At 41.4% G+C, this 14,639-nt stretch carries 9 protein-coding genes and 2 pseudogenes; 7 read left to right on the top strand and 4 right to left on the bottom strand.

Annotation, left to right across the window (positions count from 1 at the left end):
* From C825_RS27585 to C825_RS27565, 4 genes and pseudogenes are all read right to left on the bottom strand, one after another.
* Positions 1 to 188 (bottom strand): annotated as a pseudogene (locus C825_RS27585) (RagB/SusD family nutrient uptake outer membrane protein); the annotation flags it as partial.
* 14 nt (positions 189 to 202) lie between these two features.
* Positions 203 to 652: a RagB/SusD family nutrient uptake outer membrane protein gene (locus tag C825_RS27580; protein WP_250690628.1), complete on the bottom strand. Its 450-nt coding sequence runs from the start codon at positions 650 to 652 to the stop codon at positions 203 to 205.
* 219 nt (positions 653 to 871) lie between these two features.
* Positions 872 to 4,342, bottom strand: a pseudogene (locus tag C825_RS27800) (TonB-dependent receptor).
* A gap of 155 nt (positions 4,343 to 4,497) precedes the next feature.
* On the bottom strand, positions 4,498 to 5,481 hold the full coding sequence (locus C825_RS27565; protein WP_010800955.1) for a FecR family protein: 984 nt from the start codon (positions 5,479 to 5,481) through the stop codon (positions 4,498 to 4,500).
* A gap of 155 nt (positions 5,482 to 5,636) precedes the next feature.
* On the opposite strand from C825_RS27565, the gene C825_RS27560 reads away from it, so the two are divergent.
* From C825_RS27560 to C825_RS27530, 7 genes are all read left to right on the top strand, one after another.
* On the top strand, positions 5,637 to 5,960 hold the full coding sequence (locus C825_RS27560) for an L-rhamnose mutarotase (protein WP_009860107.1): 324 nt from the start codon (positions 5,637 to 5,639) through the stop codon (positions 5,958 to 5,960).
* A 39-nt stretch (positions 5,961 to 5,999) separates the two neighbouring features.
* Positions 6,000 to 6,668, top strand: a complete 669-nt coding sequence (locus tag C825_RS27555; protein WP_010800945.1) for a cobalamin B12-binding domain-containing protein — start codon at positions 6,000 to 6,002, stop codon at positions 6,666 to 6,668.
* 6 nt (positions 6,669 to 6,674) lie between these two features.
* On the top strand, positions 6,675 to 7,673 hold the full coding sequence (locus C825_RS27550; protein ID WP_010800944.1) for a uroporphyrinogen decarboxylase family protein: 999 nt from the start codon (positions 6,675 to 6,677) through the stop codon (positions 7,671 to 7,673).
* A complete protein-coding gene (locus tag C825_RS27545; RefSeq protein WP_224264106.1) occupies positions 7,670 to 8,371 on the top strand; it encodes a vitamin B12 dependent-methionine synthase activation domain-containing protein in 702 nt (233 codons plus the stop codon). Before C825_RS27550 ends, C825_RS27545 begins: the two co-directional genes overlap by 4 nt.
* Positions 8,372 to 8,387: 16 nt before the next feature.
* Entirely contained in the window at positions 8,388 to 9,404 is a 1,017-nt protein-coding gene (locus C825_RS27540) for an L-rhamnose/proton symporter RhaT (protein WP_350339016.1), read from the top strand.
* A gap of 36 nt (positions 9,405 to 9,440) precedes the next feature.
* Positions 9,441 to 10,688 carry a uroporphyrinogen decarboxylase family protein gene (locus tag C825_RS27535; RefSeq protein WP_010800941.1) on the top strand — a complete coding sequence of 416 codons (1,248 nt, stop codon included), beginning with the start codon at positions 9,441 to 9,443 and terminating at the stop codon, positions 10,686 to 10,688.
* Between the two features lie 727 nt (positions 10,689 to 11,415).
* Complete coding sequence (locus tag C825_RS27530; RefSeq protein ID WP_010800940.1) at positions 11,416 to 14,637, top strand: SusC/RagA family TonB-linked outer membrane protein; 3,222 nt, start codon at positions 11,416 to 11,418, stop codon at positions 14,635 to 14,637.
* Positions 14,638 to 14,639 lie beyond the last annotated feature (2 nt).

Raw genomic sequence — 14,639 nt, 5'->3', positions numbered from 1 at the left:
TGCCATAATTCCAGTTGGGTACCTCTTTCTTCGGTGCAGGCAAAGATGATTTCTTTATTCTGTTCGTTTTCCAGGGTGAAAATAGACTGGTAGGAATCCATTAATCCGTATCCGTAGTCGGCTTTCATCAACTCACGACCACATTCAACAGCTTTTGCCCAGTTCTTTTCGTGCATGTAGAATTTCATCAGGACTGTATATGCTAGACCTTTATCAAAACGTCCGAATGCAGAAGCGCGGGTAGGAAGGCTTCCAGTGCTGATTTTAATTCTGTTTCGATAAATGTTGTCATTTCTTCCTGGCTTGCCCGGGGAATGATCTCTTCTGCCAACGGGTTATTTAGCTGTTCAAGTGTAGGTATTGGCATGGGACCATAGAAATCATATAAGAGGAAGGCTAGCCAACCACGTCCCATATGGATTTCGGCATTCATACGTGCTTTCACATTATCTGCCATTTCCACACCGGAAATGCGTTCAAGCGTCAATGTCATTGTCCCCAGATATTTGGCATAATTGGTGTAGTTTATTGTCGAATACTGGTGATTGGGTGTCCAGTTGTGACTGGTCAAAGGAATCCATGCATCATTCACCCAACAACAAACAGCCAGATCGGTCGACATATCTCCGATAATCTGTACACCGGTTGCCACGTTGAAGATACCACTATAGTTATCGCAACGAAAAGGGCGTAAACTCCGCCTGTGATCAATGCTTCCGCATCTTTCTCTGTTTTTTGGGAAAATCCGGGGTTGATGGCATCATATCTTTCCGGCTCCAGATCAGTACATGAGATTAATGTTACAGCAGCACATTAATGTATATATAATAATTTCTTCATGATCTTATATCTTCTTTTATTGATTAATAAATTAGAATGTAATATCCAAACCAAAGCTGTAAGTACGGACATTCGGATAAGCCCATTGCAGACTTGAAGAGTACTTTCTGAACTTGAAATGTCAGTTTCCGGGTCAAGTCCTGTATACGGCGTGATAACAAACGGGTTGTTCACATCAAAATATACGCGGACATTAGATAAGATGTGCTTGCTGGTCTTGATCGGTATATTATAGCCTAACGTAATATTGCGACAACGGATAAACCAGGTCTTTTCGTAATAATAATCCCCCGTTCCGTAAGCGCTTTCAGTTTGGAAATAACCAGGCAATGTGCCGTTAGGATTCGTTGAACTCCAAATATCGCCTACTGAAACCGGTTGGTTGTAACCACGGCGTAAGTCATTGACGTTATTACTAATCCAGGTTTTCTTATAGCTACCGGCTGATAATTTATCAAATTGTCCGTAGAAATAAACATTCAGATCAAAGTTTTTATAACGAAATGTATTGTTAAAACCAAACAGATACCCAGGGTCGGCAGAACCATAAATCACTTTATCAGCATCATCCAGTTTGCCGTCAGGTTTACCGGTCTTCATTGGAATACCGTGTTCATCAACTTTAATCGAACCGTCTTCATTGTAAACATATCCGTTGATATCTTTAATTTTTACTTGTCCGGGAAGAGCTCCTGGCATGTGGTCGATCTTTTCACCCGGTTGTACCAGGCCATCTGACAGATAACCGGCATAAGAACGGATATAACCGTTGTATTTCGCTGTATGCACTCGGCTTCCAGTTCGGATCGCGTTCTTTCCATTTGTCCGGTATAAAGAGAATGTCAGATCGGAAGTCCATTCAAAATTATTGTTACGGATATTGGTAGTATTGAGTGTAAATTCAAAACCCTGGCTTTGAGTTTTACCTACGTTAGCTATAATTTTATTCACTTCGTTGTAAGATAACAGAGTCCGTTCGTTTAACAGGTCTGATATTACTTTGTGGAAATATTCAGCTGTTACATTAATACGACCGTTCAGAAAACCTAAATCCAGACCAAGGTTCCATTCACGTGTCGTTTCCCAGGTAAGTTCATTGTTACCCATCTGATCCAGGTAAACACCATTAACTGCACTACCGCCAAAGAAATTATTATTACCCACTTTATAGTAGCTATATGCTTTGTCACCCACATTGGCATTACCTGTTTCACATAGCTCAAACGTAATTTACCGTTTGATAAGATATTTGTCAAAGACTTCAGGAATTCTTCTTCCGTAAATCTCCATCCGGCAGCAACAGAAGGAAAATACCCCAGCGGTTTCCGTCTGCAAAGTTAGAGGAACCATCCGCACGAAGAGTGGCAGTCAATAAATAACGATCTTTGAATGAATAGTTCACGCGACCAAAAAATGAGGCCATGCGTGATTTTGTTGCACTTGAACCTACAGTCGGACGTTTTGCATTGCCTGCTCCCAGATTATTATATAAGAAACCATCTGTAATGAAGTCATTGCTCTTTCCTGACAGAAATTCATAATCAAACAACTGGTAAGAATGACCAACCAATGCATTTAAATTATGATCACCAAATTGTTTAGTATAGTTAGCTGTTAATTCCATCAGATAGTCTGAGTTATCAGCCTGTGCTATATAACCCGAACCATTTTCTCTTGCTCCATACAACGTTGTTGTAGGCATGTATTGTTTACGTTTCTGATAGTTACGGTCGATACCGAAATTAGCTTTCAACAATAAATCCTGAATCGGACGAACTTCAAAGAAAACCGTACCTAGTAATCTTTCTTTAGTTGTCTTATCTGTAATATCCAATAAAGAAACTGGGTTGGGAAGGAAAGAGGCGTCCTGATTCATTGAGTATTCACCGTTTTCATCGCGTACAGGCAATGTTGGATTAAACTGAGCGGCCGAAACCAGGATACCTGCATTTTCATTCTGCCCATTTCCCAGAGGAATATTATCATATTGGTTACGGGATACATTCAGGTTTACTCCCATCTTTACATATTTACTCAGTTTCTGATCCAGATTTACACGTGCAGAATAACGCTCCATGGCATTATTTTTAATTACACCGTCTTGTTTGAAATAGTTACCGGAAACCAGATATTTCGTATTCTCATTACCGCCGGTAATGGATAAATTATGTGAAGTTTGGAATCCCAATCGGGAGATTTCGTCAAACCAATTTGTGTTATATGCAGGATTGGCAATTTGTTCAGCAGTATAATCCGGAACAAAAGGTGAAGCCACTTCTGATTCGGATTTACCACCATAAATGCCCACGCCATTCGTACGCAGCCAAAGCTCTTTTCTGTAATCGTTTGTCGCTTGCATAAAGCCTGAAGCATCCAACATTTCATAAGACTTTGAAATATCCTGAACAGATGCAGAACCGGAATACTGTACTTTTGCCGCACCACTTTTACCTCGTTTCGTCGTTACGATAATCACACCGTTACCGGCACGTGCACCATAAATAGCAGTAGAACTTGCATCCTTCAGTACTTCGATAGATTCTATATCGTTCGGGTTAATTGAAGACAGGATATTATCCTTATTTCCATCCTTATATTGGTTTCCGCTGTCCAATGATCCCGGATCGCTCACTGGAAAACCATCGATAATGATCAGCGGATCATTCCCAGCCTTGTCTGAAGAGGCAGCACCGCGGATACGGAAAGTAGACTGACCTCCCGGCTGTGCACTGATCGTACTTACCTGCAAACCGGCAGCCTTACCAGCTAGCGCATGACTGATGGTTGAAACCGTACCGACGGGGGCATCGTCCATTTTAACAGAAGCAACAGCGCCAGTCAGGTCTTTCTTCTTCATCGTACCGTAACCGACAACGACAACTTCTTCCAGCGCCTGTGAATCTTCTTTCAATGTTACATTAATAACACTCTGTCCTTTTACGGCAATATCCTGTGGAATATAGCCGATAAAAGAAATCTGCAATGTTGCATTGGCAGGCACCTCGATAGAGAATTTACCGTCTAGATCGGTAGTCGTACCATTGGTTGTTCCTTTTTGAATCACGTTAGCTCCGGCAACCGGTCCCATAAGATCACTGACAACACCTGTTACTTTCTGTGATTGTTGTGAAATAGCAGCATTTGAAACATGTTCTGTAGTCAGCACAATGTGACGGTCTTTGATCGTATATCTCAAGCCTGTTTTGGTGGCAATGGCATCCAAAACGTCCTGGATATTGGCATTCTTTTTTCTGATCGAGATCTTTTCGTTTTTATTGACCTCTTCCAGATTATAGAAAAACAAGAACTCTGATTGTTTTTCTATTTGTTTCAACACATTTTCTAATGTCTCCTCTTTGGCAGAAACATTTAGTTTTGTTGTTTGCGCATAAGTTGCGGCGACCATTTGCGACAAGCAAACGGTTAGCATTAACACGGTTAATTTCATAATTTTTATAGTTCTTTTCAGATTTACAGAAACAACTATACGTTGATTATTCATACTTTTGAATGTTTTAAGATTAAACATAATCCCACGGCAATGGGAGTTTAATTGAATCACACGTTTTAGAAGAGAGAATCCGGCAAGATTTTCTCTTCTTTTCTTTTTACCACTTTACTCGCTCATATTAATACATTTTTAAGATTAGCTATTATTTATATTTCAGAAACGGTTATATGACGGTCGTCAATCCTATATTTGATTGGAATAGAAAGGTTGACGATTTCCATGATATCTTTTATACTTTGTCCCCGGTAAAAAGTTCCGGTGAAAGTTCGTTTGTTCAGAGTTTCGGACGTGACGGTAAATTGCACTCCATAGACATGACTCAGCCGGTAAAGTATGGCTTCCAGGCTTTGTTCCGGAAAATAATAATAACCGGTAGTCCAGGATGTGAACTGTTTGGCATCCACATTCCTGACATCACCAGCATGTGTATTCCGGTTGTAAATAAACTGCTGATTGGGTTTCAGTATGGTTTGATGCAGAATATTCTCTGTCTTCAGACGAACGGCTCCTTCCAGCAGGGTTGTAGTGAGCAGTGAGTCGGAAGCGTAAGCGTAAGCTGTAACATTGAATTTTGTTCCCAGGGCTTCGATATTCTGTTCCTTTGTCTTTACGATAAAGGGCTTGTCTTTATCTTTTGCTACTTCAAAATAGGCTTCACCTTCCAGGTAGACGGTTCTCTCTTTTCGACCATAATCATTTTCATAATGAAAGACAGTCTTCGATCCCAGACAAACCTGTGTTCCATCCGGTAATTCGACGACATCAGCATCCAAACCGTCCCCACCGATATATCGGGTCGCTATTTTGTCTTCATCCTTATTGAAAGTCAGAAATAAAGAGGTAAGACATACTGTTATAAAAGAGACTGCTGCATAATTACCCAATTGCAGCCATCTACTTTTCTTACGTGGATAAAACACCTTTCTCTTCTTCAGAAGGCGATCCCAACTTCCTTCCATATCATTCTGCATTCTATTGGTATAGCAGGCATCATAGACCGCTTTGATTTCAAAGAATACCTTTTTATTTTCGACATTCTCATTCACCCAGGTGTAAAAATCATTTATATCCTGTGTATCCAGTTGCCCTTGCAGATATTTTATGACCAATTCAGATCGTCCGTCTTCCATATAATTTCTCTGTTAGATATAAAGTGACTTAGTCCTTTATGAACTAAGTAATTCTTCAAATCTCGGAAACAGTCAAAAGAACCACGCAAAATGAAAACTTCAACTCTTTTACTTCTGCTATTTTTGCTCATACTTAATCTAATAAACAGAAAAATATGAAACGTTATGGAAGTGTTATCGGCGTAAAGCCTGAAAAATTGGAGGAATATAAGAAATTGCATGCAGCCGTATGGCCGGCGGTGCTGGCTATGATCAGTGAATGTAATATCCGCAATTACTCCATTTATTACAAAGACGGAATGCTGTATAGCTATTATGAATATATCGGAAATGATTATGAAAAGGATATGCAGCGAATGGCTGCCGATCCGACCACACAGGAATGGTGGAAGCTCACCGACCCCTGCCAGCAACCGGTAGAGAACCGTGCTCCCGGCGAATGGTGGGCTGCTATGGAAGAAGTTTTCCATACAGACTGAATAGCATATAAATAGAATAGACTTTAAATATTATTGAACATGAACGACATTATTATTAAACTTGGCGAATGCGTGGAATTCGGCAAGATCAGTCTTGCATCGCCCTATCCACCGGCAATGAAAGGACAACCGGGTGCTGACGAATTGACCCGGGAAGCATTGGAGAACGGCTTATCTCCTCAATCCGTACTGAATGACGCCCTGATACCGGCAATGAACCGGGTCGGCAATAAGTTTACGGAAGGGAAGATATTCGTACCTCAAATGCTGTTATCGGCTAAAGCGATGAATAGTGCCATGAAGCACCTGAAACCTTTTTTTCAGAATGGCGAGATCAAACGAAAAGGTGTATTTGTTATCGGTACCGTTATGGGTGATTTGCACGATATCGGCAAGAACCTGACAGGCATGATGGTGGAAGGCTCCGGTTGGGAAGTGATCGACTTGGGGACGGATGTGCCGGCCGAGAAATATATTCAGGCATTGGACGAACATCCCGGAGCTGTCTGCGGTATGTCTGCCTTGCTGACTACTACCATGAGTAATATGCAACCGATGATCGCCACTATACGTGCAAAATATCCCGAAACTAAAGTGGTTGTCGGTGGAGCACCGTTGAATGCGGAATTTGCTCAAAAGATCGGGGCGGATGCTTATGCCCGTGATCCGCAGGATAATATCAACTGGTTGGATTCAATCGTAGCCTGATGGCGTATGAATAAGTTTATCAAACAATTACAGGATAGCGACAAGCGGATCGCTATCCCTATCATGACCCATCCCGGCATTGAAGCGATCGGGAAAAAAGTGATCGATGCCGTTACGGACGGCGAGGTTCATTATCAGGCAATCAAACAGGTGACGGAAACCTATCATACAACGGCTTGTACCGTCATTATGGATTTGACTGTCGAGGCGGAGGCTTTTGGTTGTGCGATCAGTATGCCGGAACACGAGGTACCCAGTGTTACCGGGCGTCTGGTGTATGACGAAGAAACCGTGAATAACCTGCAGGTCCCTTCTTTGTCTGCAGGCCGGATGCCGGAATATCTGAAAGCGAACCGCCTGGCAGTGGAAAACATAAAAGACAAACCTGTTCTGTCCGGTTGTATCGGCCCTTTCTCATTAGCGGGAAGACTCTATGATATGTCTGAGATTATGGTCGGTATTTATATCGAACCGGATGTGGTAAAAACGCTGTTGGATAAATGTACAGCTTATATTACAGCTTATTGCCGGGAGCTGAAAGCGATCGGCGCAACAGGTGTGATCATGGCCGAACCGGCTGCCGGATTACTTTCCAATGAAGACTGTCAGGAATATTCGACCGTTTATGTCCGGCAGATAGTGGAGGCGGTACAGGATGAGAACTTTGCCGTGATCTTACATAATTGCGGAAATAAAGGACAATGTACCCAGGCAATGATCGATTCCGGCGCTGCAGCTTTACATTTCGGAAATGCCGTAAATATGGTCGAGACGTTGGAACAATGCCCGTCAGACCTCATCGTGATGGGAAACATCGACCCTGTCGGCATTCTGAAACAGGCCACATCGGAAGAGGTGTACCGGATTACTGCTGATTTGTTGTCAAAGACATCGCAGTATAAAAACTTTGTTATCTCTTCCGGTTGTGATATGCCGCCTTTGGTCCCGGATGCAAATATCAAAGCCTTTTATCAGGCAATAGCCGATTTTAATACAGGGAAATGATGTTCCGGTCATACACATTTTCGTTTGAAGAGGTTCGTCCGGAAATACCGGTATTGATGGAGTATCTCCAAATCCCGGATTCAGAGAGTTATGCACTCGTCTCGGAGATTGTGGAGAAAACCTTTGACGAATTGAAAGATTCGAAAGAGATTATCGGTGGATACCGCGTACTGGATTGTCCGGAAGTAAATATGAGAGAAGGAATAGTCGCTTGTTCTGCAGGGTATTTGCATACAGGGCGTAAGATTAGCGGTTATATGAAAGGATCCGGCCGGATAGCTTTATTTCTTTGTACGGCAGGGAAAATTTTTACCGGGTTGTCACAAGCTTATCAGCAGAACGGTGATTTTCTGGAGGCATTCGTTGTCGAGTCGATCGGCTCGGCGACCGTTGAAAATGCAATGGATAAAGTGCAGCAGTATTTGGAAGAAGATATGACAGAACAGGGAAAGAAGATCACGAACCGTTACAGTCCGGGCTATTGCGAATGGGCATTGTCAGGGCAGCGCGATCTGTTTGCCTATATCGGCGACCACCCGACCGGGATCACTATCAATGAATCTTGTCTGATGCAGCCGATCAAATCGGTTAGCGGAATTATAGGAATAGGGGATGAGGTCAGAAAGCGGCCTTATGGCTGTGATATCTGTAACAGCGCCTCTTGTGCGTATCGGAATATTAGAAGAAAAAAACATTAAGAGTTATGACATTTGAATTATTATTCGGAATCGGGCTGATAGCTATCGGGGCGTTTTCGTCGGAAGTTTCTCGATCCCTTTTGGAAAGACCCGTAACTGGGCGTGGGAAAACTATTGGCTGATATATAGTTTGTTTGCTTATGTGATCGTGCCGTTGGTGGCATGCTATGTTTTTTGTCCGGGCTTTATGAATGTGCTGTCCGGTGTCCCGGCACAGACGTTGGGATGGATCTTTTTACTGGGGATCATCTACGGTATTTGTAATCTTACCTTCGGACTTTCCCTGCGTTATCTGGGGCTTTCGTTAGGCTTCTCGCTTTCTTTGGGATTGATGATGATACTGGGAACAATCATTCCTCCGGCTATCGACGGGCGTTTGAATATTCTCTTGCAACAATCCGGGGGGACTATGTTGATAGCCGGTTTGCTGATTGCCGCAGTCGGTATTGCTTTGAGTGGATATGCCGGTTACCGGAAAGATAAAGGTGCCGGACCGGAAGCGAACCCGGAACTTAATTTCGGAAAAGGACTGGTGCTGGTTTTCTTTGTCGGAATAACCGGTGCTTCGCAAGCCCTGGGTATAGAACAGGGCACGGGGATTTCATCTGCTTTGGTCGCTTCGGGTATCGATCCGCTATTCCAGACGTTACCTGTCTTTTTCGTATTGTTCGGCGGTTCTTTTCTGGCGACTGCGATTTGGTGCTTGTTCCTGTCGAAAAAGAATAATAACCTGAAAGTCTTTGTAAAGACAAAGGATATCGCTGTTTCAAGCAACTACCTGTATTGCGGATTGGCGGGTTTTCTTTGGTTTGTCAACTTTATCTTTTACGGCATGGGGAAAAGCCGGATGGGAGAGTTCTCGTTTACGGCCTGGGGAATATTGATGTCGCTGACCATTGTTTTTGCTACCCTTTGGGGATTGTACCGGGGTGAATGGAAGGCTACGGATACAAAGACAAAAGCATGGATGTATGCCGGACTGGTCGTATTGGTTGCTGCCTCTTTCATTATAGGAATGAGTGGCGGAGAGTGAGGATAATTAAAAATTGAAAATTGAGAATTGAAAATTATGACTTCAAGAGAGCGTGTTTTATCAGCTATAGCTCATAAAGAGCCTGACCGTGTTCCGGTCGATATGGGAGCAACTCCCAGTTCGGGTATTTCGGCAATTGCCTATTCCAATTTATTAAAACACCTGGGGCGTACCGACCTCCCGGTTCAGATTTACGATGTGGTGCAGCAACTGGCACAGCCGGATCTGTCGATTATCGATCAGTTCGGTATCGATGTCCTCGATATCGGCCGTACGTTTAATGTGAGTCCGTCCGACTGGCAGGAGACAATACTGGCTAATGGCGATAAAGCCCTGTATCCCGCCTGGTTCAGTCCTGTAGAACAACCCGACGGTTCCTGGCATTGTTATGATACCGATGGTAAACGCCTGTTAGCAATGATGCCGAAAGGTGCCACATTCTTCGACCAGTCCTATTTCCCTTACGTGGATGGCTATCCTGATAGTTACGACGGTCTGGATGAAGAGATGGGACGTGTCCTGTGGTCGCGTTATGTGCACAGTCCCTGGGATCATGCTGCCGATGACGGTTTTTGGGAACAGTTGAGAACAAATGCCTTGCATTTGCGGGAGACAACGGATAAGGCATTGATGATCGTTTGCGGTTGCAATCTTTTTGAATGGGGAACTTTCCTGTGGCGGATGGATAATTTCCTGATGGACCTGCTTTGTGATCCGGACCAGGTGGAACGTGTATTGGATGAGTTACTGGAACGTCACCTGGCAACACTTGAAAAGGTTTGTGCTTCGGTCGGCGATATAGTTGACATTATCCGCTTCGGGGATGACCTCGGGATGACAACCGGTCCGTTTATGGATCCGGATACTTATAAAACCCTTTTCAAACCCCGTCATAAACAGTTATGTGACTATGTAAAATCGCATAGTCAGATGCATACCTTTATCCATTCCTGCGGTTCCATCTCTTCATTAATGCCGCATATGATCGAGGCAGGAATTGAAGTTTTCAACCCGGTACAAACCAATGCCGTAGATATGTCTCCCGAATTTCTGAAAAAAGAGTTCGGACAGGATTGTACTTTCTGGGGCGGTGGTGTAGAAACCGTCGGTACACTGAACAACGGTACACCGGCTCAAGTTCGTGAACAAGTCCTGGAGCGTCTGGAGATCATGTCGTCCGGAGGTGGTTTTGTCTTTAATACCGTGCACAATATACTTCCGGATGTTCCGCCGGAGAATATTATCGCGATGTTTGATGCGGTGAAAGAGTTTAATAATAAATGAAGTTGATGATGTGAAAATATAAAAAAAAACAATGCTTTTTGGGGGTGTACTTTCTGTTTGACTTGTACGTTGGAAAATAACGAAAGCACTGTTTCCTCCGTCTGTTAAAGAATAAAATGTGATTCAATATATATAGGCAGGGATTGATGATTAGTTAAATAATGATCATAGTTTTTGTAGAACTACGTATCTTTTTGCAAAAATAGAAAAACATCCGATAAAATCGTTTAAAAAATCCGTTCTTTTTTTTGCAAAATCCGATATTAAACTAATAATAGAGGGGTAAAAGGTGAAGTTTTAACCTTTAACAAAACGTTTGTTGAGTTTTGTCTGCATATTTTTGACGCAATTTACTGATTATCTCGGAATAATTATTGTCTCTGAACCATAGTTCTACAAAGACTATGGTTCAGAGACTTTTTTTATAAGTATGCAATAATAGATTGCAAAGGTGATGATTTTTATGGTTTAGACTTATGAATAGTCGTTTGATATTTGTATTAACTTTTGTTTGACCTTATCTCTAATCTCAATACGAATTGAAGGTGGATGAGATATAGCTATAGTATTAATGAATATAAAAGAATTTGTAAACCTAAATTTAATGCCTATGATATAAAGAAAAGGACAGTATGCTAAAAACGGATAATGTTTACACAATTATTCGGTTCACGTAAGATTAAACCAAATGTAAAACTGGTTAAAACTCTTAAACTAAGTAATTATTATGAATAAAAAAAGAATTGAAATAGGGATGGTAGCTAAAAGATCCCTTCCTATATTCGTTTTTACGACATTTTTATTTGTTTTGGCAGATTCGGCTTTTGCCACTGGAGCTGATGAAAAATCTACTATTACAGATAATAAAGTCAAAAAAGCAGGAATGGCTCTTATTCCTGCTCCAATGCAACAACAGAAAAAAATCAGTGGAGTAGTGACAGATGATTTAGGTGAACCTTTGCCTGGAGTTGCTATTCAGGTTGTAGGAACGCCGAGGGGGGTAACTACCGATGTTGATGGGACATATTCTATAGAAGTAAAAGAATCAGACAAATTGGTCTTTACTTATTTAGGAATGGAAACGCAAACAATTCCTGTTATAGGTAAAAAAGAACTGAATGTTACATTGAAACCTAAAGTTGACGAATTGGAAGAGGTTACTGTTGTTGCTTTTGCCAAGCAGAAAAAAGAATCGGTTATTTCTTCTATTACTTCCGTTAAACCTACTGATTTAAAAGTTCCCAGTAGTAACTTGACAACATCTTTGGCTGGTCGTATTTCCGGCTTGATTGCTTATCAGAGAAGTGGAGAACCTGGACAAGACAATGCAGAATTCTTCGTTCGCGGTGTAACAACATTCGGTTATAAAAAAGATCCATTGGTATTGTTGGATAATAATGAAATATCTTCTTCAGATTTGTCAAAAATCCAGCCAGATGACATTGCCAGTTTTAATATTATGAAAGATGCTGCAGCAACAGCCCTGTATGGTTCGCGTGGAGCAAATGGCGTTATTTTGGTTACAACGAAAGAAGGTGTTGAAGGAAAAGCCAGACTGAATGTCCGTTATGAAGAGTCTATCACAACCCCTACAAGTATGGTTGATTTGGCAGATGCGGTAACATATATGAAGCTGCACAATGAGGCCATTAAAACACGTGACCCACTGGGAGCAACTATGTATTCACAACAGAAAATCGATAATACGATTGCCGGAGGAAATCCGTATGTTTACCCTGCTAATGATTGGTATGATATTATGTTTAAAAAACAGGCTCATAGTCGTCGCTTGAATTTCAACTTAAGTGGTGGTGGTAAAGTTGCCAGTTATTATATCACAGGAACTTATAACTCAGATAAAGGAAATCAGAAAGTAGACGGTGTAAGTAACTTTAATAATAATGTCAATTTGAATCGTTATATTTTACGTTCCAACGTAAATATTAAAGTAACACCTACAACAACAGCAAAGGTTCGTTTGCAGGGTACTTTTGACGATTATAGTGGTCCGTTGGATGGCGGAGATAATTTGTATAAGAAAGTGATGAATGCCAATCCGGCGTTGTTTCCGCCCTATTATTTGCCTGATGAAGCGAATAAATATACTCAACATGTTTTATTTGGTAATGCAGATAAGGCACAATATATGAATCCGTATGCAGAGATGGTAAAAGGGTATAAAGAATATTCGACTTCCAATATGTTTGCCCAGTTTGAATTGGAGCAAAAATTGGATTTCATAACCGAAGGTCTTTCTTTGAGGGGATTGTTTAATACGAGTCGTTATTCATACTTTGAAGTAAAACGTGCTTATAATCCTTTTTATTATTCAGCAGGTATGTACGACAAGGCCTCAGATACTTACAAACTGAATATATTGAATGAACAGAGCGGCACGGAATATTTGAATTATGTGCCGGGAGAAAAAAAGGTTAATTCTGCTCTTTATTTTGAAAGTGCATTGAACTGGAATCGTATTTTCCATGAAAAACATAATGTTGGCGGCTTGTTGGTTTTCACGATGAGGGAATCGAAGAATGGAAATGAAAGTGACCTACAAAAGTCATTACCTTCACGAAATATCAGTTTGGCAGGACGTTATACTTATGCTTACGACGGACGTTATTTCGCTGAATTTAACTTTGGGTATAACGGTTCTGAACGTTTTGCAAAAAAAGAACGTTTTGGTTTCTTTCCTTCCGGAGGTTTAGGTTGGTTCATTTCCAATGAAAATTTTTTCCCTGAGGCTTTGAAAAAGACAGTGACCAAGTTAAAATTGAAAGCAACTTATGGTTTAGTTGGTAATGATGCAATCGGTAGTGAAGACGACCGCTTCTTCTATTTATCTAATGTGAATATGAATAACTCATATCTGGGCTCATCTTTCGGTACGTTAGGTAATAGAGGGGGGCGTGGGTTGAGCGGAATTTCCATTAGTCGTTATCCGAATGAAGACATCACTTGGGAAATTGCACGTAAGGCCAATTATGGTATTGAATTAGGCTTATTTGACAAAATTGAAATCCAGGCAGATTATTTCACGGAAAAGCGTTGGAATATTTTGATGGATCGTGCTGCCATACCGGAGACGATGGGGCTTCAAAGTAGTTTGAGAGCAAATGTTGGAGAAGCAAAGAGCCATGGTATTGATATGTCGCTTGATTATAATCACTCGATCAATAAAGATTTATGGATTACGGGGCGTGCTAATTTCACGTATGCAACTAGTGAGTTTTTAGTATATGAAGAACCAGATTATAGTAGTACGCCTTGGAAATCACGTATCGGTCATTCGTTGGCTCAAGAATATGGCTATGTTGCTGAACGCTTATTCATTGATGAAGAAGATATCCGCAACTCTCCGGTTCAGTTTGGTAATTATATGGCTGGAGATATTAAATATAAGGATTTGAACGGTGACGGGAAAATAACGGAATTAGATCAGGCAGCTATCGGTTATCCTACCAGTCCTGAAATTGTGTACGGTTTTGGTTTTTCTATGGGATATAAAGATTTTGACCTTTCTTGTTTCTTCCAAGGATTGGCAAGGGAATCGTTTTGGATTGATGTAGAAAAAACTTCCCCATTTATTGGAAACCAAAGTGCATTGTTGCAAGCGTATGCCGATAGCCATTGGTCGGAAGCTGATCGTAATACACAAGCATTGTGGCCGCGTCTGTCTACATCCGTAGTTGAAAATAACAATAAGAAATCTACATGGTTTATGCAGAATGGCGGATTTTTGCGATTGAAATCATTGGAATTCGGTTATCGTATTCCGAAGCATATTATTGATAAAGCCCATATAAGTGATTTACGTTTCTATTTAAGCGGAACCAACTTGCTGACTTTCTCTAAATTTAAATTGTGGGATCCGGAAATGGGTGGAAATGGTTTGGGATATCCTATCCAGAGAGTATTTAATGCCGGAGTTCAGTTGTCATTCTAAAA

Source organism: Parabacteroides sp. ASF519, from assembly GCF_000364265.2.
Classification (GTDB): domain Bacteria; phylum Bacteroidota; class Bacteroidia; order Bacteroidales; family Tannerellaceae; genus Parabacteroides; species Parabacteroides goldsteinii.
This window is presented reverse-complemented; position numbering and strand designations above follow the sequence as displayed.

Bases quoted from the DNA above. Each gene is read 5' to 3' on its own strand.
- C825_RS27565 (WP_010800955.1), bottom strand. From the start codon at position 5,481: ATGGAAGACGGACGATCTGAATTGGTCATAAAATATCTGCAAGGGCAA.
- C825_RS27560 (WP_009860107.1), top strand. From the start codon at position 5,637: ATGAAACGTTATGGAAGTGTTATCGGCGTAAAGCCTGAAAAATTGGAG.
- C825_RS27555 (WP_010800945.1), top strand. From the start codon at position 6,000: ATGAACGACATTATTATTAAACTTGGCGAATGCGTGGAATTCGGCAAG.
- C825_RS27550 (WP_010800944.1), top strand. From the start codon at position 6,675: ATGAATAAGTTTATCAAACAATTACAGGATAGCGACAAGCGGATCGCT.
- C825_RS27545 (WP_224264106.1), top strand. From the start codon at position 7,670: ATGATGTTCCGGTCATACACATTTTCGTTTGAAGAGGTTCGTCCGGAA.
- C825_RS27535 (WP_010800941.1), top strand. From the start codon at position 9,441: ATGACTTCAAGAGAGCGTGTTTTATCAGCTATAGCTCATAAAGAGCCT.
- C825_RS27530 (WP_010800940.1), top strand. From the start codon at position 11,416: ATGAATAAAAAAAGAATTGAAATAGGGATGGTAGCTAAAAGATCCCTT.